Consider the following 21,276-nt stretch of genomic DNA (forward strand, 5'->3'; position numbering starts at 1 on the left):
TCGTTAAAAACCCGCATTATATATTTACGCCCCGCCAATAAACCCTATTGACGGCAAGTGGAAATACTCTTACCTAAAATAACGAGGTTACTATGAGCTCCGATAATATTATCAATGCACAGGTTGCAGATGCTGCAGCCGCCATGCCGGATATGTCCAATAAAAAAATCATGATGGGCTTTTGGCATAACTGGGCAGCGGGTGCCAGCGACGGTTACCAACAGGGCCAGTTCGCTAATATGAACCTGACCGATATTCCTGCTGAATATAATGTGGTTGCCGTGGCGTTTATGAAGGGCGACGGTATCCCAACCTTCAAGCCCTACAACCTGTCCGATACCGAGTTCCGCCGCCAGGTTGGCGTTCTGAACAGCCAGGGCCGTGCGGTACTGATTTCTCTGGGCGGTGCTGACGCGCATATCGAATTGAAAACCGGCGACGAAGACCGGTTGGCTAATGAAATTATTCGTTTGGTGGAAACCTACGGTTTTGATGGCTTGGACATCGATCTGGAACAAGCCGCCATCGGCGCAGCTAATAATAAGACGGTCTTACCGGCCGCATTGAAAAAAGTAAAAACACATTATGCCGCTGAAGGTAAAAACTTTATTGTCAGCATGGCGCCAGAGTTCCCTTATTTACGTACCAACGGCACTTACCTGGATTATATTACCGCACTCGAAGGTTATTATGATTTCATTGCACCGCAATATTATAACCAGGGTGGTGACGGTATCTGGGTCGATGAAGCCAATGGCGGTAAAGGCGCCTGGATCACTCAAAATAATGACGCCATGAAAGAAGACTTTCTGTATTACCTGACGGAAAGTCTGGTTACTGGCACCCGCGGTTATACCAAAATCCCAGCGTCCAAGTTTGTTATCGGCCTGCCAACCAACAATGACGCCGCTGCTACCGGGTATGTGGTCGACAAGCAAGCTGTCTATAACGCCTTCGCGCGCCTTGATGCCAAAGGTTTGTCGATCAAAGGCCTGATGACCTGGTCGGTTAACTGGGACAACGGCAAGAGCAAGGCCGGCGTGGCCTACAACTGGGAATTCAAAACACGTTACGCCGCGCTCATTCAAGGAGGTGTAACACCACCGCCGGGAAAGCCTGAGGCACCCACGGCGTTGAACGCCAGCGCGATCACCTCAACCTCGCTTACGTTAAACTGGGCTGCGGCTAACAGCGCCAATCCGATAAGCCAATATACGGTTTACCGTAACGGTAACGCGATCGGCCAGACCGGTGGTCTGTCGCTGCAAGACAGCGGCCTGACGGCGGCGACGCAATACAGTTATTTTGTCACCGCCACCGACAACAAAGGCAACACCTCCCTGCCGAGCAGTGCACTGGCAGTGAAAACGGCAGACGGCGGCACACCGCCGGACCCTGGCGTCAATGAGTGGCAAAACAGCCACAGCTACAAGGTCGGTGATGTAGTGACCTACAAAGGAAAGAAATACACCTGCCTGCAAGCACACACCTCTAACGCCGGATGGACACCGGACGCAGCCTTCACACTCTGGCAGCTGACTGCCTGATAGTCCGCAATGAGTTGCCGGTAAAACTTTCCGGCAACTCATCTATTTGTCAAAAAAAATGCATTATCATTAATTATTGACGTCAAAAACTGAATATCCGCTAATAATCACCCTACCCCAAACAACTATTTTCTGGCACTGCGCTAAAACGCTTGCATCCCCTGTTGGTTTTGACGCATTTTCATAAACACAACGCAGCAACACCGCGCCATCATTGATGAGCCGGGACGCTGCCTATAACAGCAAAAACAACATCACAGTCTATAAAAGTCGTTAGGAGAGTCGTTATATGTGTTCTATTTTCGGTGTGCTCGATCTGAAGTCCGATCCCGTTGAACTGCGTAAAAAAGCGCTGGAGCTGTCCCGTCTGATGCGCCACCGCGGGCCGGACTGGTCCGGTGTTTACGCCAGCGATAAAGCCATTCTGGTGCATGAGCGTCTATCGATTGTCGACGTTAACAATGGCGCACAACCGTTGTACAACGCAGCACACACCCACGTTTTGGCCGTTAACGGTGAGATTTACAACCACCAGGCGCTGCGCCAACAACTGAGCGATCGCTATGCGTTCCAGACCGGCTCTGACTGTGAAGTGATCCTGGCGCTGTACCAGGAAAAAGGCACTGACTTCCTCGACGACCTGCAAGGCATGTTCGCCTTTGCGCTATACGATTCAGAGAAAGACGCTTACCTGATTGGCCGTGACCATCTGGGTATTATCCCGCTGTATATGGGTCATGATGAATTCGGCAACCTGTATGTCGCCTCTGAAATGAAAGCGCTGGTGCCGGTTTGCCGCACCATTAAAGAATTCCCGGCAGGCAGCTATCTGTGGAGCCAGGACGGTGAGATCCGCGAATACTACCAGCGTGACTGGTTCGATTACGACAATGTCAAAGACAACGTGACAGACGCCAATGCCCTGCGCAACGCGCTGGAGGACTCGGTGAAAAGTCACCTGATGTCTGACGTGCCTTATGGCGTGCTGTTGTCTGGCGGCCTGGACTCTTCCGTCATTTCCGCTATCACCAAAAAATACGCCGCTCGCCGAGTGGAAGATCAAGAGCGCAGCGAAGCCTGGTGGCCGCAGCTGCATTCATTTGCTGTCGGTTTGGAAGGCTCACCAGACCTGCGCGCCGCGCAGGAAGTGGCGAACCACCTGGGCACCGTGCACCATGAGATTCATTTCACCGTGCAAGAAGGCCTGGATGCCATTCGCGACGTGATTTACCACATCGAAACCTATGACGTGACCACCATTCGTGCCTCGACCCCGATGTACCTGATGTCACGCAAGATTAAAGCGATGGGTATCAAGATGGTGCTGTCTGGCGAGGGAGCAGACGAAGTGTTCGGCGGCTACCTGTACTTCCATAAGGCGCCGGATGCCCGCGAATTCCATGACGAGACCGTACGCAAGCTGCTGGCATTACATATGTTTGACTGTGCTCGCGCGAATAAAGCAATGTCTGCCTGGGGTGTAGAAGCACGCGTGCCCTTCCTAGATAAAAAATTCCTCGACGTGGCGATGCGTATCAACCCGAAAGACAAAATGTGCGGCAATGGCAAAATGGAAAAACATATCCTGCGTGAATGTTTTGAGTCCTATCTGCCCGCCAGCGTGGCCTGGCGCCAGAAAGAGCAGTTCTCCGACGGCGTGGGCTATAGTTGGATCGACACGCTGAAAGAAGTCGCTGCCAAGCAAATTAGCGATCAACAGCTCGAAACCGCACGTTTCCGTTTCCCGTACAACACGCCAGGGTCTAAAGAAGGTTACCTGTACCGCGAAATCTTCGAGGAGCTGTTCCCTCTGCCAAGCGCAGCCGAGTGCGTGCCAGGCGGCCCGTCAGTGGCTTGCTCTTCAGCGAAAGCCATCGAATGGGATGAGTCATTCAAAAAGATGGACGATCCTTCTGGTCGTGCAGTCGGCGTTCACCAGGCTGCCTACAAATAATCGTCCGGCGTTTTATTCTTTGGGCGGGCCTTCGGGCCCGCCTTTTTGTTGATGTTTTCAACCATTAATCGGCCGAATTGATGATTTTATCGCCATACTGTTCACAACCCAGACAAACAACACATCAGGTCGCTTTTTTGGGAAAAAACTTGTTGACGCAAAACGGCCATATACGCATAATGCGCCCCGCAACGCCGATGAAGGTTGCGCGAAAAAAGATGGCTACGTAGCTCAGCTGGTTAGAGCACATCACTCATAATGATGGGGTCACAGGTTCAAATCCCGTCGTAGCCACCATCTTTTTTGCGGGAGTGGCGAAATTGGTAGACGCACTAGATTTAGGTTCTAGCGCCGCAAGGTGTGCGAGTTCAAGTCTCGCCTCCCGCACCATTTCATTCATCGAGTTGCAGGCATCTAATGGGGTATCGCCAAGCGGTAAGGCACTGGTTTTTGATACCAGCATTCCCTGGTTCGAATCCAGGTACCCCAGCCATTTTTAAATGGTCGATGCAAAAAAAAGTTAGACATGTTGATGGGGTATCGCCAAGCGGTAAGGCACTGGTTTTTGATACCAGCATTCCCTGGTTCGAATCCAGGTACCCCAGCCATCATCTACTTTGACTTTAAAGTAAAATATCGACAAATGGCTACGTAGCTCAGCTGGTTAGAGCACATCACTCATAATGATGGGGTCACAGGTTCAAATCCCGTCGTAGCCACCATATTTTACTGTTACACCATTGGGGTGTCGCCAAGCGGTAAGGCTCTGGTTTCTGATACCAGCATACCCAGGTTCGAATCCTGGCACCCCAGCCACATTTAGAAAAGCCCGCTTCGGCGGGCTTTTTGCTGTCTGACGTTTGGGCGATATGAAGGTTGTTTATCAGGGCGCAACATGCAGCGCCCCTACGAACAAGGGGCAATTACAACCCCAGTGCGTATTTCAGCGCATGTTCCTTCAACTTACCCGCCCGCTGAGCTGCCATCAATGCAATATTGCGTGCCACGCTGAGCGGCGCCAAATTATTACTGAAGGCGGTATAAAAGAGATCCATACCACTTTGCATCAGCAAATTGTCGGTACGGCGGCGGCGCTGATAACGCATGAGCACCGCTTCGCTGCTCCAGTCCTCGCCCTGCTCCCGCGCATCCCCCACCACGGCCAACAACGCTTCCACATCGCGATAGCCCAGGTTCACGCCCTGTCCAGCCAGCGGATTAATCGTATGAGCCGCGTCTCCGATCAATGCCAACCCTGGTAATACATAACGCTGCGCATGTCGACGGGCCAGTGGGAACGAGCCGGCAGCATGCACTTTTACCGCCCCCAAACGTGCAGGAAACGCTTCGGCGATTTCTCGCTCCAGCTGCGCTGACGGCATTGCCTGCAACTGACGGATGCGTTGCGGGCTGTCGTACCATACCAATGAAGCCCATTGATCATACAGCGGCAGGAAAGCACGTGGCCCAGAAGGGAAAAACTGCTGCCAGGTCACATCCTGCTGCGGTGCACCGGTATCGACGGTGATCAGCATGCAAGACTGGCGATACTGCCAACCGTTAGTACCAATAGCCACCAGGTTCCGTACCTGCGAGTTCGCACCGTCGGCCCCCACCACCAAACGCGCCTCTAGCGTCTCAGAGGAGTCCAACGTCACGCGCCAATGGTCATCAACACGTTGCAGAGAACGCAGCTTGGCAGGGCAACAGAGCGTCAGATTTTCGCACTGTTCCAATTGCTGCCACAGCGCCAGTTGCAGAATGCGGTTTTCCACCATAAAACCCAGTTCCGGCAGTCCGAGCGAGACAGCATCAAACGCCACCCGTGAAGACGCCCATTCCCAGGTTTCCAAACGACGGTAGGGTGCGGTACGCATGGCTTGCACCGCTGGCCAGGCACCCAGTTGTTTGAGTAACCCCACCGATGTGCACCCAATCGCAGAAATGCGCAGATCCGGTGTGCTGTGGGCATCGAACGCCTGCGGAGCCTGGTGCTCCAGCAATGCCACGGACCAACCCGCCTGTGCCAGCCCCAGAGCGGCGGCTGCGCCGACCATTCCGCCCCCGACCACCACGGCGTCATACCGTTTTTGAGAAGTGTTCATATTGGCTATATTTTCTTAGTGGATTATCGCCATCCCCACCGGCATGGCGTTTGGCATCAGTGTAACGGATTTTTAATTTGGCTTCAGGTTGCATACCGTTTTCCCCGCGCTGGTCACAACGGCGTCAAATGTTTACAATATACCTGTCGTCTTTCAAGCCGCAGCGTTGTTGGCTGCCTTCGCTCACCCCAGTTACTTACCTGAGTAAGCGCCTGGGGACTCCCGAACTTGCCGCCTAACTGCAACTTGAAAGCCATAAGGTATAAGCGCTCTGCACGTCGTGTATCGCAACTTTCGCTCCGCACTGAGTAATGGCAAGTCAATGACGAAGAAACTACATATCAAAACCTGGGGCTGCCAGATGAATGAATACGATTCATCAAAAATGGCAGACCTGTTGAACAGCACGCACGGCTTCGAGTGGACCGAAAACGCCGAAGAAGCGGACGTGCTGCTGCTGAACACCTGCTCGATCCGCGAAAAAGCGCAAGAAAAAGTTTTCGCCATGCTGGGCCGCTGGAGATTGTTGAAAGAGAAAAACCCTGCGCTGATCATCGGTGTGGGCGGCTGTGTCGCCTCCCAGGAAGGGGAGTTGATCCGTACTCGCGCCCCCTGCGTAGACGTGGTATTCGGTCCTCAGACTCTTCACCGCCTACCGGAAATGATCAACCATGTGCAGGGCACTCGCAGCCCGGTGGTCGACATCAGCTTCCCGGAAATCGAGAAATTCGATCGCCTGCCGGAGCCGCGCGCTGAGGGCCCAACGGCCTTTGTCTCTATCATGGAAGGGTGCAACAAGTACTGCACCTTCTGCGTGGTGCCTTATACCCGCGGTGAAGAAGTCAGCCGCCCGAGTGACGACGTGCTGTTCGAAATCGCGCAATTGGCAGCGCAGGGCGTGCGGGAAGTGAACCTGCTCGGTCAGAACGTTAACGCCTACCGCGGAGCCACTTACGACGGCAACATCTGTTCGTTCGCCGAACTGCTGCGTCTGGTCGCGGCCATCGACGGTATCGATCGCATCCGCTTCACCACCAGCCATCCGATCGAGTTCAGCGATGACATCGTCGCCGTGTATGAAGATACGCCGGAACTGGTCAGTTTCCTGCATCTGCCGGTGCAGAGTGGCTCAGACCGCATCCTGACCATGATGAAGCGCGCGCACACCGCGCTGGAATACAAAGCGATCATTCGCAAATTGCGCAAGGCGCGTCCTAACATTCAGCTTAGCTCAGACTTCATCATCGGCTTCCCAGGCGAGACCCAGGCTGACTTCGAGCAGACCATGAACCTGATTGCCGAAATTAACTTCGACGCCAGCTTCAGCTTTATTTATTCATCACGCCCGGGAACCCCGGCAGCCGATATGATCGATGACGTCAGTGAAGAAGAGAAAAAACAGCGACTGTACATTCTGCAAGATCGCATCAACCAGCAGGTGATGCAGTTCAGCCGTAAGATGCTCGGCACTGTACAACGCATTTTAGTGGAAGGTACCTCTCGCAAAAGCGTGATGGAATTAGCCGGCCGTACCGAATGCAACCGCATGGTGAACTTTGAAGGCACGCCGGACATGATCGGCCAGTTCGTTGATGTGGAAATCACCGACGTTTTGACCAACACCCTGCGTGGCGCAGTGGTACGTACCGAACAGCAGATGGACCTGCGCGTACATGAATCCCCGCAGTCAGTCATCGCCCGGACGCGCAAAGAAAATGCGTTAGGTGTCGGTATTTACCAGCCCTCCCTTCATACTTGAAGCTGCATCTGTGTTGGCCGCGCACGCTCCCCCCAGTCACTTAGTTTACTCAGTGACTGGGGGCGCACTGCCGCGTTACTCGGCAAAGCCTCGCCCGTTGGGGCCAGCGGAAGCGCTGTTCAACAAAGCCGTGGCTTTGTTGTGATGTAACTCCAATTATTTTGGAATGACATACAGTACAAAACATTTATTTCTCCGCCGGGCGCGTGCGTCCGTTGCGGTTCTTTTTTCTATTTTAAGAGGCGACATAACATGCAACTCCCACACTGCCCGAAGTGCAACTCCGAATACACCTATCAGGACAACGCGATGTTCATCTGCCCTGAATGTGCCCACGAGTGGAGCGACAGCGCCCCGGCAGAAGACAGCGATGCGCTGATTGTCAAAGACGCCAACGGCAACCTGCTGGCCGACGGCGACGCGGTGACCGTGGTAAAAGATCTGAAGGTCAAAGGCAGCTCTTCAATGCTGAAAATTGGCACCAAGGTGAAGAACATCCGTCTGGTGGAAGGCGACCACAACATTGATTGTAAAATCGATGGGTTTGGTCAAATGAAGCTGAAATCCGAGTTCGTGAAAAAGAACTGATCCCGCAGACTTTGCTCTCACGTTCTTACGCGGCTGTTTAGGCCGCGTTTTTCCTCTATCAGCCCTTGAATTTCGCCGTCGGCGCACAGATAGATCATGGGTAAACTTGCGCCAGTGCGTCGCACCATGAATAATTCAAGGTAGAGAACCTCAGGTTTTGCCCTGAATGCGCGTACCGAAAATCAACCAGGCCCGATATGAGCCTTGAGGAATAGTTTGAACGTCGCAACACAAGAAATTTTGTTAGAGCCGGCAGACAATAAGCGATTACTCAGCCTGTGCGGCCCGTTTGATGAGAACATCAAACAACTCGAACGCCGGTTGGGTATTGAGATAAACCGCCGTGACAACCGTTTTAAACTGGTTGGCAAAAACCCGAGTGTGGTTGCCGCCGCTGATATCCTGCGCCACCTGTACGTGGACACCTCCCCCATCCGCGGCGTGATCCCAGATATCGATCCGGAACAAATTCATCTGGCCATCAAAGAAAGCCGGGTGCTGGAACAGATTGCCGACAGCGTGCCGGATTACGGCAAGGCCGTCACCATCAAAACCAAGCGTGGCATGGTGAAACCGCGTACGCCGAACCAGGCGCAGTACATCGCCAATATTCTCGACCATGACATTACCTTTGGCATTGGCCCGGCAGGTACCGGCAAGACCTATCTGGCGGTTGCTGCCGCGGTAGATGCGCTGGAACGTCAGGACATTCGTCGCATACTGCTGACCCGCCCCGCAGTCGAAGCCGGTGAAAAACTGGGCTTCCTGCCAGGGGATCTGAGCCAAAAGGTCGATCCTTATCTGCGCCCATTGTACGACGCCCTGTTCGAAATGCTGGGCTTCGAGCGCGTAGAAAAGCTGATTGAACGCAATGTGATTGAAGTTGCGCCGCTGGCCTATATGCGCGGCCGTACCCTCAACGATGCGTTTATCATCCTTGATGAGAGCCAGAACACCACTATCGAACAGATGAAGATGTTCCTGACACGTATCGGGTTCAACTCAAAAGCGGTGATTACCGGTGACGTGACGCAGGTAGACCTGCCACGCAACCAAAAATCCGGCCTGCGCCACGCGATGGAAGTGCTGGCGGACGTCGAAGAGCTGAGCTTCAACTTCTTCCACAGCGAAGATGTGGTTCGTCATCCGGTCGTTGCCCGTGTGGTAATCGCCTATGAAGCCTGGGAAGCCGCCGAACAGAAACGCAAAGACGCCATTAACGAACAACGTAAGCGCGAGGCGACTATCGCCTCCGAGCAGGAGATACCATGAGTCAGGTGATTTTGGATCTGCAGATTGCCTGTGCAGACAGTAACGGTCTGCCGGACGAGGCCACTTTCCAGCGCTGGCTGGAAGGCGTGCTACCGCAGTTTCAAGAAGAAGCCGAAGTGACCATTCGCTTGGTCGACGAGGCCGAAAGTAACGAATTGAACCTGACTTATCGCGGCAAGGACAAACCCACCAATGTGCTGTCATTCCCGTTCGAAGCCCCCCCGGGTATTGAACTGCCGCTGCTCGGCGATTTGATCATCTGCCGACAGGTCGTTGAACAAGAAGCGGTTGAGCAAGAGAAGGCGCTGGAGGCCCACTGGGCGCATATGGTTGTTCACGGTAGCCTTCATCTGCTAGGGTATGACCACATCGAAGACGATGAAGCCGAAGAAATGGAGTCTTTGGAAACCGAAATCATGCACGGCCTGGGCTATCCGGACCCGTACCTGGCGGAAAAAGACCCTCTCTGACGTCAGCTGATTTCCCCACAGCCCCTCTATGGGGCTGTCGCTGACTCCCCTAACTCTGACATGAGTGATGTTAACTAAAACGCCATGAGCGACGACCATTCACAAAGCAATGACAGCCCCAGTCCCAAGAAGGGGTTCTTTACTCTTATCCTTAACCAGCTGTTCCACGGCGAACCTAAAAACCGTGGTGATCTGGTAGAGCTGATCCGTGATTCCGAGCAAAACGACCTGATCGATCCCGATACCCGAGACATGCTGGAAGGCGTGATGGATATCGCCGAGCAGCGCGTGCGCGACATCATGATCCCGCGCTCCCAGATGGTAACGCTCAAGCGTAACCAAACGCTGGAAGAGTGCCTGGACGTGATCATTGAATCCGCCCACTCGCGCTTCCCGGTGATCAGCGAAGATAAAGATCACATCGAAGGCATTTTGATGGCCAAGGATCTGCTGCCGTTTATGCGTGCAGAATCCGAGGAGTTCAGCATCGACAAGGTGCTGCGTACCGCCGTGGTGGTGCCTGAAAGCAAGCGAGTAGACCGGATGCTGAAGGAGTTCCGCTCCCAGCGTTATCACATGGCGATTGTCATTGACGAATTCGGCGGCGTATCCGGTCTGGTCACTATCGAAGACATTCTGGAGCTGATAGTCGGCGAGATTGAAGATGAATATGATGACGAAGACGATCTGGATATCCGCCAGCTCAGCCGTCATATGTATACCGTGCGCGCATTGGCACCGATTGAAGACTTCAATGAAGCCTTCGGCACCCATTTCAGTGATGACGAGGTCGACACTATCGGTGGTCTGGTGATGCAAGCCTTCGGTCATTTGCCTGCGCGCGGGGAAACCATTGAAATCGAAGGTTACCTATTTAAAGTTGCGATGGCCGACAGTCGACGTATCATCCAGGTTCATGTAAAAATTCCGGACGATTCTCCGCAACCGAAACTGGAAGACTAAATTAAACATGGCTAAAGCCTCTTTCCTTGAACGCCAGTGGGTTCGCGCCCTACTGGCGCTGTTGACCGGTGCCAGCGGTACGTTGGCATTTTCTCCGTACGATATCTGGCCTGCGGCCATTGTCTCCTTGTTTGGCCTGTTGGCCGTTACCCTCAATCGCACGACTAAACAGTCCGCCTTGCTCGGTTTCTGCTGGGGCTTCGGTCTGTTCGGTACCGGCATTAACTGGGTTTACGTCAGCATTGCCGATTTCGGTGGCATGCCCTTCGCCGTTAATATTTTCCTGGTCGCGTTACTGGCCGCCTATTTGTCACTGTATACCGGGCTGTTTGCCGGATTGCTGGCACGGCTGTGGCCAGCTACCAGTTGGTACCGTTTGGCGATTGCCGCGCCCGCGTTGTGGCAAGTGACCGAGTTTCTGCGTGGTTGGGTACTGACCGGTTTCCCTTGGTTGCAGTTCGGTTACAGCCAGCTCAACGGGCCGTTAAAAGGCATTGCCCCGCTGATGGGGGTAGATACCATCACCTTTATGCTGATGGCGATCGCCGGGCTACTTGTGTACGCGGTGAATCAACGCCGTATCACGCCGGCCGTGGTTGCCGTCGCGCTGCTGCTGTTGCCGTGGCCTTTACGCCAACTGCACTGGTTCACCCCACAACCGGACAAAGCGGTCAACGTCGCCATGGTTCAGGGCAACATCGCTCAGTCGATGAAGTGGGACCCGAAAGCCCTGGTCAGCACGCTGCAAACCTACCTGGATGAAACGCGCCCCTATGTGGGCAAAGCGCCGATCATCATCTGGCCGGAATCCGCCATCCCGGACTATGAAGCCAGCCAGAATGGTTTCCTGACTATGATGGATGATCTGATGCGTGCCAAAAACAGCAGCCTGATCACCGGCATTGTTGACGTACGTGCGACACCGCAGGGCCAGCAAATTTACAACAGCGCCATTGTATTAGGCGAGCCCGCACCCTACAGCTACCCAGCCAAAGACCGCTACAACAAGCACCATTTAGTGCCCTTCGGCGAGTTTGTCCCGCTGGAGACGTTGTTACGCCCACTGGCACCGTTCTTTGATCTGCCAATGTCTTCCTTCAGCCGCGGCGATTATGTCCAGCCACAGCTCAGTGTGAAGGGGTACAACCTGACTGCGGCGATCTGTTATGAGATTGTCTTGGGCCAACAGGTTCGCGACAACTTCCGCCCAGATACCAACTTCCTGTTGACCATTTCCAATGACGCCTGGTTCGGCCATTCCATCGGTCCGTGGCAGCACTTCCAGATGGCGCGTATGCGCGCACTGGAGTTGGGCCGTCCACTGTTGCGCAGCACCAACAACGGCGTCACCGCCGCGGTAGATGCCAACGGTGAGGTCATCGCAGAGATTCCTCAGTTCACTCGTAAGGTGCTTGAAGTGAAAATGACGCCGACCACCGGCATCACGCCTTATGCCCGCTTTGGCGCTACGCCATTGTGGATCGTCACTTTACTGCTCGGCGGTCTGGCGCTGATCCTCAGTCTGCGTCGTAAATAATCCTTTGGGGCGTTGCCGCTGGCACGCCCCGCTTCAATTCATCCCCCCTATAAACTTAACATTGCCTCCCGCATCGCCAGCGTTTGCCATTCAGCCAGCATAAACCATTGCTAAACCAGCGTTTCTGGCACACTCCTTGCTTTAATTATTCTGTGATTGATGACCGATTTACTTTTACTGACGCTTTGTCGCACTTATGCACAACTCAGGGGCATGACCGGCACCATATAGGTGCATTGAGATTTTGTTGCATTAATTTGGTGCGCGTGGCGTCTCAAAAAATGAAACATTTTAGTTTCAAGCCGTTCACAATCGGCTATTTTCTAACGGTTATCGGTACTAAGACTATCTTTATAACTTAAGCAATAAACCTCCATTTTGAATCTGATGCTCTTTGAATTTGAGCCACCACAACAGCAAAGGAGTTGGACCATGCAAATGCGTAAATTGGCGTTATCGTTACTGCTGATCGGTATGGCAGGTAGCGTAGCCCATGCGGAAGAACTGACCGGTACGCTGAAGAAAATCAAAGATAACGGCGTGATCGTTGTCGGCCATCGCGAATCGTCAGTGCCGTTCTCCTACTACGACAACCAGCAGAAAGTTGTGGGTTACTCCCAGGACTACTCCAACCAAATCGTTGATGCTGTTAAGAAAAAGCTGAGCCTGCCTAACCTGCAGGTAAAAATGTTACCAATCACCTCACAGAACCGTATCCCACTGCTGCAAAACGGTACCTTTGACTTCGAATGTGGCTCAACCACCAACAACCTTGAGCGTCAAAAACAGGCCGCCTTCTCCAACACCATCTTCGTGGTCGGTACCCGCCTGTTGGTGAAAAAAGGCTCTGATATTAAAGATTTCAAAGATCTGGCCGGGAAACCTGTCGTCGTAACGTCCGGTACCACCTCTGAAGTGCTGCTCAATAAGCTGAACGACAGCAACAAAATGAACATGCGCATCATCAGCGCCAAAGACCACGGTGACTCATTCCGTACCCTGGAAAGCGGTCGTGCCGTGGCCTTTATGATGGACGACGCCCTGCTGGCCGGCGAACGCGCAAAAGCGAAGAAGCCGGATCAATGGGAAATCCTTGGAACGCCGCAATCTCAAGAAGCCTACGGCTGTATGCTGCGTAAAGACGATCCTGAGTTCAAAAAACTGGTCGATGACACCATCGCTCAGGCACAGACTTCAGGTGAGGCAACGAAATGGTTTGATAAGTGGTTCAAACAACCTATCCCACCTAAGAATCTCAACATGAACTTCGAACTGTCGGACGACATGAAGAAATTGTTCAAAGAACCTAACGATAAAGCACTGAACTAATAGAACAAGGGCTGGGGCGGCTATCAGGCCAAGCCAGCTCTGTTGATGACTGGGACAGACAGGAATACGGGAGGCCGTTCCCCTCCCGTATTTTTCCCCATTGCACATTACCGATGCCCGCACACATAAGTCAGCCCGACTGGCCGCGGTGCCATCGGCGTTGAATAGTCATCAATCTTTAGGCGCTCTGCGCCCGCTTAACGGAGTTTGTTATGTCAATAGATTGGAACTGGGGTATCTTTCTGCAGCAGGCCCCGTTTGGGAATACCACCTACCTTGGCTGGATTTGGTCCGGCTTCCAGGTAACGGTAGCCCTCTCCGTCTGTGCATGGATTATCGCTTTCTTTGTCGGTTCGCTATTCGGTATCTTGCGTACCGTACCCAACCGCTTTCTTTCCACCCTTGGCACCTGTTACGTTGAATTGTTCCGTAATGTGCCGCTCATTGTGCAATTCTTCACCTGGTATCTGGTGATCCCGGAACTGCTGCCCACCAACATCGGCATGTGGTTCAAAACCGAACTCGATCCTAACGTGCAGTTCTTTGTTTCTTCGATGCTGTGCCTTGGTCTCTTTACTGCTGCACGTGTGTGCGAGCAGGTTCGTGCCGCCATCCAGTCGCTGCCACGTGGCCAGAGAGCTGCCGGGCTGGCCATGGGCCTGACGTTGCCGCAGACCTATCGCTACGTGCTATTGCCGAATGCTTACCGGGTTATTGTGCCGCCGATGACCTCGGAAATGCTCAACCTGGTCAAAAACTCCGCCATCGCCTCCACTATCGGGTTAGTCGACATGGCAGCCCAGGCAGGCAAACTGCTGGATTACTCCGCGCATGCCTATGAGTCCTTTACCGCGATTACACTGGCCTATATCGGCATCAATGCCGTCATCATGCTGCTAATGCGTTTGGTCGAAAGAAAAGTGCAGTTACCCGGCAATATGGGGAGTAAATAATGTACGAATTTGACTGGGCATCCATTGTCCCAAGCTTCCCTTATCTCCTTCAGGGTCTGCTCATTACGCTGAAGATCACCGTGACCGCCATCGTTGTCGGTATCCTTTGGGGCACCATTCTGGCCGTCATGCGGTTGTCATCGTTCAAGCCAATCAGTTGGTTCGCCGCCGTGTACGTCAACCTGTTCCGCTCGGTGCCGTTGGTTATGGTGCTGTTGTGGTTCTATCTTGTCGTTCCAAGCTTATTACAACAGGTTCTAGGGTTATCACCGAAAACCGATATTCGCCTGATCTCGGCTATGGTAGCCTTTTCCCTGTTTGAAGCGGCCTATTACTCGGAAATTATCCGTGCCGGCATTATCAGTATTTCGCGCGGTCAGTCTTCCGCTGCGTTGGCATTAGGCATGACTCACTGGCAATCCATGAAGCTGGTAATCTTGCCGCAGGCATTCCGCGCCATGGTGCCGCTGCTGCTAACCCAAGGCATCGTACTCTTCCAGGATACTTCTCTGGTATACGTACTGAGCCTGGCTGACTTCTTCCGTACTGCTTCCACCATCGGTGAGCGCGACGGTACGCAGGTCGAAATGATCCTGTTTGCCGGTTTTGTCTACTTTGTTATCAGTCTCGCCGCTTCGGCGCTGGTAAGCTATTTGAAGAAAAGGACTGTTTGATGATATCCCTGAAAAATGTTTCTAAGTGGTACGGTCACTTTCAGGTTCTGACCGATTGCACCACTGAAGTAAAAAAAGGCGAAGTGGTGGTAGTCTGTGGTCCTTCAGGTTCAGGCAAGTCCACCCTGATCAAAACCGTCAACGGCCTGGAGCCGATCCAGCAAGGCGATATCCTGGTGAACGGCACCCCGGTCAACAACAAAAAAACCAATCTGGCGCAGTTGCGTTCAAAAGTCGGCATGGTGTTTCAGCACTTTGAGTTGTTCCCGCACTTGTCGATCATCGACAATTTGACGCTGGCACAGGTAAAAGTACTCAAACGGGATAAGGCCGCCTCACGCGATAAAGGCCTGAAGTTGCTGGAGCGTGTCGGTTTGACCGCCCATGCCAACAAATTCCCTGGGCAACTTTCCGGTGGCCAACAGCAACGTGTGGCTATCGCCCGTGCGCTGTGTATGGATCCTATCGCCATGCTGTTCGATGAACCCACGTCTGCGCTCGATCCGGAAATGATCAACGAAGTGCTGGACGTTATGGTGGAACTCGCGAACGAAGGCATGACCATGATGGTGGTAACCCACGAAATGGGCTTTGCCCGCAAAGTGGCAAACCGGGTGATCTTTATGGATGAGGGCAAAATTGTCGAAGATCGTAACAAAGACGACTTCTTCAACAACCCAGAGTCCGAGCGTGCTAAAGATTTCTTGGCGAAAATCCTGCACTGATGACGACTCTGCGCCCCGCCTGGGGCGCAATTTTATTTCCCCCCGCCCGGCACTAAAAGCACTTGTTTCTCCCCTGTTTTGATCCGATGCTCACTGGATAACAACAAAAGGAGATAAACATGCCCCGCCCTATCATTATCGATTGCGATCCCGGCCTGGACGATGCCATTGCCCTTGCTATGGCACTCAGCTCACCGGAACTGGACGTTAAAGCGATCACCACCTCCGCCGGCAACCAAACGCCAGAGAAAACCCTGCATAACGCACTCGGCCTGCTAACGCTGATGAAGCGTGAAGACATTCCTGTCGCTGCAGGTGCCGCCGCTCCACTGATGCGTGAGCTGGTGATTGCCGACTACGTCCATGGCAAAACCGGCATGGGTAATACCCATCTGCCGACCCCGACGATCGCACCGGTCAAACAAACCGCCGTGGAGCTTATCGCTGACCTGTTACGGAACAGCCCAGAACCAATCACGTTGGTGGTCACCGGGCCAATGACCAATATTGCGCTGCTATTGGCTCAACACGCTGAGTTGAAAGATAACATTGAGCGTATCGTATTTATGGGGGGCGGGATGAACGCCGGTAATACGACTCCCGTGGCGGAATTTAATATTTTTGTCGACCCAGAAGCCGCCGACATGGTTCTGAAATCCGGTGTGCCAATGACCATGGCGGGATTGAATGTGACTCACCAGGCATTGGTGCTGCCGCAGGATATCGAACGTATCCGCAACATCAAAAATCCGGTAGCGCAGGCCGTGGCAGAAATGCTCGACTTCTACCTGCCGCTGTATCTCAGCCACCCGCGAGGGTTGCCCGGTGCCGCGATGCACGATCCCTGCACCATCGCTTGGCTACTGGCACCACAGCTGTTTAGCAGTATAGAACGTTGGGTCGGTGTAGAAACCAAAGGGGAATACACCCAAGGGATGACGGTGGTGGATGTCTTCCAGCAAAACGGCAACGCGGCCAACGTGGAAGTGCTGACCGACATTGACCGCGAAGGGTTTATCAATCTGTTAGCCGAACGCGTGGCAGGTTACCAATAGCGCCTCTCAATGTTCAATTTTTTTGATTTAACCCAGCGAATTTTTACGCTATCACTGCTCCAGGCTTGCCTCTAAGATGCTATCAAATGCACAACAGCACTGACACCTTAGACCTAGCCTGGAGAATACCCAATGAGTCGTATACTGGTCCTGAAATCAAGTATCCTGGGTGATTACTCCCAGTCTGGAAAATTAGTCGATTTTTTTGTTCAACAGTGGCGTGAAACCCACCCAAGCGACAGTTTTACCTTTCGCGATTTAGCCAACCCGACCCTACCTGAGCTGGATGGCGAAGTGATTGGCGGTTTTAACGCCGGTGACAAGCCTTTAACGCCACACCAGCAAGAGACGCTGGCACTTTCAGATGCGTTGATTGCCGAGCTGAAATCGCACGACACCATTATCATCAGTGCGCCGATGTACAACTTCAACATCCCCACTCAGTTGAAAATCTATTTCGACCTGGTGGCGCGTGCCGGTCAAACCTTCCGTTACACCTCCGAAGGCGCAGAAGGCCTGGTTACCGGCAAAAAAGCGATAGTGATCTCCAGCCGCGGCGGTATCCATGCAGATACACCAAGCGACCTGATCACACCTTACCTGAAGCTGTTCTTAGGGTTTATCGGCATTACTGATGTGGAGTTCGTGTTGGCAGAAGGCTTTGCCTATGGCCCAGAAGCGGCAGAAAAAACCGCACAGGACAGCCGTATTGCCGTGGCGCAGAAAGTGCCTGCTGCGCAGTACGCTGCGGTTGCCAACCAGGTTGAAACAGCGACAGCCCCAGCCAGCGGTGGTTTTCTCAGTAACTTGATGAAGAAACTCTTTGGTTGATAGCAATGCCCCGGCTCTATCTCGACAAGAGAGGACCGGGGCGTGAAATTTTAAGGCTCGAAAGGCCGACGTTGGAACTGGTCGTGACCGCATTTCGGGCATAGCGGCAGCACTTCCGGTGTGTAAAATGCCAAATGATGGTGGCACTGTTCACATACCAGGTTGCCCAGACCAACAACTTCACCGCTGTGGTAAACACCATGATGGCTGACATCTTTGAAGACTTCTCGCCATTCCAACTGGGTTTTATCCGTAATATCTGCCAGTTCCTGCCACAGGCTCTCTTTAATCACCCGCATAAAAACGCTGTCGGTAAACTCGTCCCGGCTTTCCTGGTAGCTACGCGCAAACTCTTCCAAGTCGCGCCTGACCGCCAGAGTGACCTGCTCCACTTCATCGCGCGTCAACTCACCGGCTTCATTCAGCCGTTTTTCAGCGCTCGCGACCAGTGCGTCAATATCACGTTCGCCATTTTTCAAACGTTCGGTCAGAGATGCCACCAATTCGCGGTAGTACTGAGCAACCTTGTTCATAATCTCTCCTCGATGAACTTACGTGACAGGGCTTACCTCTTAAACTATCCCTTATCATTTTAGCCGTAAATTGCTGATGTCACTTGGCAAGGGGTGAGATCCTCAGGTTGTGAGACATATCATGGCGAAGATTTTTTAAATACGCCGAGTCGGGCGCTGGGTGTTGTTGCCAAGAGGTCTTATCAGCTATGCTATGCGGATCTATAAGTACTCAACAGAATGCTACAGAAATACCCCGATAGGTTTCGAGTCACGGCCAGGTGGCCAGTGCGGGAAACCCAGGAGCTTACAACGGTAAGTGACTGGGTTGAGTGTACGCAGCCAACAACGCCGCGGCTTGAAAGATGAAGGGGGTAGCTGTTTGACACCTACAGGACCACCAGCCGCCATGCAAGAGCAATACCGTCCAGAAGACATAGAATCGAACGTACAGCTTCACTGGGAAGAGAAGCAAACTTTCAAGGTTACCGAAGATGCGAGCAAGGAAAAGTATTACTGCCTATCCATGCTGCCGTACCCATCAGGCCGTCTGCACATGGGGCACGTTCGTAACTACACTATCGGTGACGTGATCTCGCGCTATCAGCGCATGCTAGGTAAAAACGTCCTACAGCCGATCGGCTGGGATGCGTTCGGCCTGCCGGCTGAAGGCGCTGCGGTGAAAAACAATACCGCACCGGCTCCGTGGACCTACGACAACATCGAATACATGAAGAACCAGCTGAAATTGCTGGGCTTTGGCTATGATTGGGATCGCGAGATCGCCACCTGCGATCCGGATTACTACCGCTGGGAACAGTGGTTCTTCACCAAGCTGTACGAAAAAGGTCTGGTCTACAAGAAGACCTCCGCGGTGAACTGGTGTCCGCACGATCTGACCGTATTGGCTAACGAACAAGTTATCGACGGTTGCTGCTGGCGCTGTGACACCAAGGTTGAGCGTAAAGAGATCCCTCAGTGGTTTATCAAAATCACCGATTACGCCGATCAACTGCTGAACGATTTGGACACGCTTGAAAGCTGGCCAGAGCAGGTGAAAACCATGCAGCGTAACTGGATTGGCCGCTCTGAAGGGGTGGACATCACCTTTGACGTGGCGGGCAGCGATGAGAAACTGACGGTTTATACCACGCGTCCTGACACCTTTATGGGTGCCACCTACGTTGCCGTTGCCGCGGGCCACCCGCTGGCGCAGCAAGGCGCCGTGAACAACCCTGCGCTGGCTGAATTTATCGAAGAGTGCCGTAACACCAAAGTGGCCGAAGCCGAAATGGCGACGATGGAGAAGAAAGGCATGCCGACCGGCCTGTTCGCCATCCACCCGCTGTCCGGCGAGCAAGTGCCAATTTGGGTTGCCAACTTTGTGCTGATGGAATACGGCACAGGCGCCGTGATGGCAGTACCCGCTCACGATCAACGTGACTGGGAGTTCGCGACCAAATACGGTTTGCCGATCAAACCGGTTGTGCTGGCACTCGACGGCAGCCAACCCGACGTGCAAGCCGAAGCCATGACTGAAAAAGGCACACTGTTCAACTCGGGTGAATTTGACGGTCTGGATCACCAAGAGGGTTTCAACGCCATTGCCGACAAACTGGTCGCCAAAGGCGTCGGTCAGCGCAAGATTAATTACCGTCTGCGTGACTGGGGCGTTTCCCGCCAGCGTTACTGGGGTGCGCCAATCCCAATGGTGACGTTGGAAGACGGTACCGTGATGCCAACACCTGAAGACCAACTGCCGGTGATCTTGCCGGAAGATGTGGTAATGGACGGTATCACCAGCCCAATCAAAGCCGATCCTGAGTGGGCGAAAACCACCGTAAACGGTCAGCCAGCGTTCCGTGAAACAGACACCTTCGACACCTTTATGGAGTCATCCTGGTACTACGCGCGTTATACCTGCCCGCAGTACGACAAAGGGATGCTGGATCCAGCCGCCGCCAACTACTGGCTGCCGGTCGATCAGTATGTTGGCGGCATCGAACATGCCATCATGCATCTGATGTATTTCCGCTTCTTCCACAAACTGCTGCGTGACGCAGGCCTGGTCGATTCCGATGAGCCGGCAAAACGCCTGCTGTGTCAGGGTATGGTGTTGGCAGATGCCTTCTATTACACCGGTAACAGCGGTGAGCGCGTGTGGGTTTCTCCCGTCGACGCCAATGTTGAACGCGACGACAAAGGCCGCATTATTAAAGCCACCGATCCACAAGGTCGTGAACTGGTCTATGCTGGCATGAGCAAAATGTCGAAGTCGAAAAACAACGGCATCGACCCACAGGTGATGGTTGAGAAATACGGCGCGGATACCGTGCGCCTGTTCATGATGTTCGCTTCACCGGCAGAAATGACGCTGGAGTGGCAGGAGTCCGGTGTGGAAGGGGCAAACCGCTTCCTGAAACGCGTCTGGAAACTGGCCTACGAACATCTGGAAAAAGGTGCAGTTCAGCCGCTGAACGTTGCGACACTGAACGAAGAACAAAAATCACTGCGCCGCGATCTGCACAAAACCATCGCCAAAGTGACCGACGATATCGGCCGCCGTCAGACGTTCAACACCGCGATTGCCGCGGTGATGGAACTGATGAACAAGTTGGCCCGTGCACCGCAAGAAAGCGAGCAAGATCGTGCGCTGTTGCAAGAAGCACTGCTGTCCGTGGTTCGGATGCTGTATCCGTTCACTCCACACGTGTGCTTCTCTCTGTGGCAGGCTCTGGGTGGCGAAGGTGATGTGGATACCGCAGCCTGGCCGCAAGCCGACGAGCAAGCGATGGTCGAAGATTCCAAGCTGGTGGTTGTGCAGGTAAACGGCAAGGTTCGCGCTAAAATCACTGTGGCAGCGGATGCAACCGAAGAGCAAGTGCGCGCGCGCGCTGCCGAGGAACATCTGGTCGCTAAATATCTGGACGGGGTTACGATTCGCAAAGTGATCTATGTTCCTGGCAAATTGCTTAACCTGGTTGTGGGTTAACACAAGGAGG

17 protein-coding genes and 6 tRNA genes are annotated in these 21,276 nt (G+C 53.4%); 21 read left to right on the forward strand and 2 right to left on the reverse strand.

The window, feature by feature from the left end:
- The first annotated feature begins 92 nt into the window (after positions 1-92).
- From JOE25_RS14680 to JOE25_RS14715, 8 genes are all read left to right on the forward strand, one after another.
- Positions 93-1,547 carry a glycosyl hydrolase family 18 protein gene (locus JOE25_RS14680; protein ID WP_209636340.1) on the forward strand — a complete coding sequence of 485 codons (1,455 nt, stop codon included), beginning with the start codon at positions 93-95 and terminating at the stop codon, positions 1,545-1,547.
- Positions 1,548-1,836: 289 nt separating this feature from the next.
- On the forward strand, positions 1,837-3,501 hold the full coding sequence (gene asnB, locus JOE25_RS14685; protein ID WP_209636343.1) for an asparagine synthase B: 1,665 nt from the start codon (positions 1,837-1,839) through the stop codon (positions 3,499-3,501).
- Positions 3,502-3,721: 220 nt separating this feature from the next.
- Positions 3,722-3,798 (forward strand) — tRNA-Met (locus JOE25_RS14690).
- 8 nt (positions 3,799-3,806) lie between these two features.
- Positions 3,807-3,891 (forward strand) — tRNA-Leu (locus tag JOE25_RS14695).
- Between the two features lie 28 nt (positions 3,892-3,919).
- A tRNA-Gln gene (locus JOE25_RS14700) sits at positions 3,920-3,994 on the forward strand.
- Between the two features lie 40 nt (positions 3,995-4,034).
- Positions 4,035-4,109, forward strand: a tRNA-Gln gene (locus JOE25_RS14705).
- A 37-nt stretch (positions 4,110-4,146) separates the two neighbouring features.
- Positions 4,147-4,223: transfer RNA gene (locus JOE25_RS14710), tRNA-Met, on the forward strand.
- A 19-nt stretch (positions 4,224-4,242) separates the two neighbouring features.
- Positions 4,243-4,317, forward strand: a tRNA-Gln gene (locus JOE25_RS14715).
- Positions 4,318-4,424: 107 nt separating this feature from the next.
- On the opposite strand, the gene ubiF is transcribed toward JOE25_RS14715, so the two are convergent.
- Positions 4,425-5,606 carry a 3-demethoxyubiquinol 3-hydroxylase gene (gene ubiF / locus JOE25_RS14720; protein WP_209636345.1) on the reverse strand — a complete coding sequence of 394 codons (1,182 nt, stop codon included), beginning with the start codon at positions 5,604-5,606 and terminating at the stop codon, positions 4,425-4,427.
- 322 nt (positions 5,607-5,928) lie between these two features.
- Here ubiF and miaB point away from each other — a divergent pair, with 322 nt between their 5' ends.
- The 12 genes from miaB to JOE25_RS14780 all read left to right on the forward strand — a co-directional run bounded on the left by miaB (position 5,929) and on the right by JOE25_RS14780 (position 17,762).
- Positions 5,929-7,365 (forward strand): tRNA (N6-isopentenyl adenosine(37)-C2)-methylthiotransferase MiaB, encoded by a 1,437-nt coding sequence (miaB, locus tag JOE25_RS14725; RefSeq protein WP_209636347.1) that lies wholly within the window; start codon positions 5,929-5,931, stop codon positions 7,363-7,365.
- 252 nt (positions 7,366-7,617) lie between these two features.
- The gene (locus JOE25_RS14730; RefSeq protein WP_209636349.1) at positions 7,618-7,953 is read left to right on the forward strand and encodes a zinc ribbon domain-containing protein YjdM; all 336 of its coding nucleotides are present in this window, start codon (positions 7,618-7,620) and stop codon (positions 7,951-7,953) included.
- A 216-nt stretch (positions 7,954-8,169) separates the two neighbouring features.
- Positions 8,170-9,225 carry a PhoH family protein gene (locus tag JOE25_RS14735; protein WP_209636351.1) on the forward strand — a complete coding sequence of 352 codons (1,056 nt, stop codon included), beginning with the start codon at positions 8,170-8,172 and terminating at the stop codon, positions 9,223-9,225.
- A complete protein-coding gene (gene ybeY / locus JOE25_RS14740; protein WP_020825630.1) occupies positions 9,222-9,695 on the forward strand; it encodes an rRNA maturation RNase YbeY in 474 nt (157 codons plus the stop codon). Before JOE25_RS14735 ends, ybeY begins: the two co-directional genes overlap by 4 nt.
- 84 nt (positions 9,696-9,779) lie before the next feature.
- Positions 9,780-10,658 (forward strand): CNNM family magnesium/cobalt transport protein CorC, encoded by an 879-nt coding sequence (gene corC / locus JOE25_RS14745; protein WP_209636353.1) that lies wholly within the window; start codon positions 9,780-9,782, stop codon positions 10,656-10,658.
- A 7-nt stretch (positions 10,659-10,665) separates the two neighbouring features.
- A complete protein-coding gene (lnt, locus tag JOE25_RS14750; RefSeq protein ID WP_209636355.1) occupies positions 10,666-12,195 on the forward strand; it encodes an apolipoprotein N-acyltransferase in 1,530 nt (509 codons plus the stop codon).
- Positions 12,196-12,627: 432 nt separating this feature from the next.
- Positions 12,628-13,524, forward strand: a complete 897-nt coding sequence (locus tag JOE25_RS14755) for an amino acid ABC transporter substrate-binding protein (RefSeq protein ID WP_209636357.1) — start codon at positions 12,628-12,630, stop codon at positions 13,522-13,524.
- A gap of 212 nt (positions 13,525-13,736) precedes the next feature.
- Positions 13,737-14,477 carry an amino acid ABC transporter permease gene (locus JOE25_RS14760; protein ID WP_037418020.1) on the forward strand — a complete coding sequence of 247 codons (741 nt, stop codon included), beginning with the start codon at positions 13,737-13,739 and terminating at the stop codon, positions 14,475-14,477.
- Entirely contained in the window at positions 14,477-15,151 is a 675-nt protein-coding gene (gene gltK / locus JOE25_RS14765; protein ID WP_209636359.1) for a glutamate/aspartate ABC transporter permease GltK, read from the forward strand. Before JOE25_RS14760 ends, gltK begins: the two co-directional genes overlap by 1 nt.
- Complete coding sequence (locus tag JOE25_RS14770) at positions 15,151-15,876, forward strand: amino acid ABC transporter ATP-binding protein (RefSeq protein ID WP_209636361.1); 726 nt, start codon at positions 15,151-15,153, stop codon at positions 15,874-15,876. Before gltK ends, JOE25_RS14770 begins: the two co-directional genes overlap by 1 nt.
- A gap of 119 nt (positions 15,877-15,995) precedes the next feature.
- Positions 15,996-16,931, forward strand: a complete 936-nt coding sequence (rihA, locus tag JOE25_RS14775) for a pyrimidine-specific ribonucleoside hydrolase RihA (protein ID WP_209636363.1) — start codon at positions 15,996-15,998, stop codon at positions 16,929-16,931.
- Between the two features lie 132 nt (positions 16,932-17,063).
- Positions 17,064-17,762: an FMN-dependent NADH-azoreductase gene (locus JOE25_RS14780; RefSeq protein ID WP_209636365.1), complete on the forward strand. Its 699-nt coding sequence runs from the start codon at positions 17,064-17,066 to the stop codon at positions 17,760-17,762.
- Positions 17,763-17,812: 50 nt separating this feature from the next.
- Here the strand turns inward: JOE25_RS14780 and JOE25_RS14785 are convergent, their stop codons facing one another.
- Positions 17,813-18,295 carry a zinc ribbon-containing protein gene (locus JOE25_RS14785; protein WP_209636367.1) on the reverse strand — a complete coding sequence of 161 codons (483 nt, stop codon included), beginning with the start codon at positions 18,293-18,295 and terminating at the stop codon, positions 17,813-17,815.
- A gap of 388 nt (positions 18,296-18,683) precedes the next feature.
- Between JOE25_RS14785 and leuS the strand changes: the two genes are divergently transcribed.
- Positions 18,684-21,266, forward strand: coding sequence for a leucine--tRNA ligase (gene leuS, locus JOE25_RS14790; protein WP_209636901.1), 2,583 nt, complete (start codon positions 18,684-18,686; stop codon positions 21,264-21,266).
- The last annotated feature ends 10 nt before the right edge of the window (positions 21,267-21,276 follow it).

Origin of the sequence: Serratia sp. PL17 (genome assembly GCF_017832355.1) — a bacterium.
Lineage (GTDB): Bacteria > Pseudomonadota > Gammaproteobacteria > Enterobacterales > Enterobacteriaceae > Serratia.

Coding starts and splice junctions, on each gene's coding strand:
- JOE25_RS14755 (WP_209636357.1), top strand. CDS start 12,628: ATGCAAATGCGTAAATTGGCGTTATCGTTACTGCTGATCGGTATGGCA.
- ubiF (WP_209636345.1), bottom strand. CDS start 5,606: ATGAACACTTCTCAAAAACGGTATGACGCCGTGGTGGTCGGGGGCGGA.
- asnB (WP_209636343.1), top strand. CDS start 1,837: ATGTGTTCTATTTTCGGTGTGCTCGATCTGAAGTCCGATCCCGTTGAA.
- leuS (WP_209636901.1), top strand. CDS start 18,684: ATGCAAGAGCAATACCGTCCAGAAGACATAGAATCGAACGTACAGCTT.
- JOE25_RS14680 (WP_209636340.1), top strand. CDS start 93: ATGAGCTCCGATAATATTATCAATGCACAGGTTGCAGATGCTGCAGCC.
- ybeY (WP_020825630.1), top strand. CDS start 9,222: ATGAGTCAGGTGATTTTGGATCTGCAGATTGCCTGTGCAGACAGTAAC.
- JOE25_RS14730 (WP_209636349.1), top strand. CDS start 7,618: ATGCAACTCCCACACTGCCCGAAGTGCAACTCCGAATACACCTATCAG.
- corC (WP_209636353.1), top strand. CDS start 9,780: ATGAGCGACGACCATTCACAAAGCAATGACAGCCCCAGTCCCAAGAAG.
- JOE25_RS14760 (WP_037418020.1), top strand. CDS start 13,737: ATGTCAATAGATTGGAACTGGGGTATCTTTCTGCAGCAGGCCCCGTTT.
- rihA (WP_209636363.1), top strand. CDS start 15,996: ATGCCCCGCCCTATCATTATCGATTGCGATCCCGGCCTGGACGATGCC.
- lnt (WP_209636355.1), top strand. CDS start 10,666: ATGGCTAAAGCCTCTTTCCTTGAACGCCAGTGGGTTCGCGCCCTACTG.
- JOE25_RS14770 (WP_209636361.1), top strand. CDS start 15,151: ATGATATCCCTGAAAAATGTTTCTAAGTGGTACGGTCACTTTCAGGTT.
- gltK (WP_209636359.1), top strand. CDS start 14,477: ATGTACGAATTTGACTGGGCATCCATTGTCCCAAGCTTCCCTTATCTC.
- miaB (WP_209636347.1), top strand. CDS start 5,929: ATGACGAAGAAACTACATATCAAAACCTGGGGCTGCCAGATGAATGAA.
- JOE25_RS14780 (WP_209636365.1), top strand. CDS start 17,064: ATGAGTCGTATACTGGTCCTGAAATCAAGTATCCTGGGTGATTACTCC.
- JOE25_RS14785 (WP_209636367.1), bottom strand. CDS start 18,295: ATGAACAAGGTTGCTCAGTACTACCGCGAATTGGTGGCATCTCTGACC.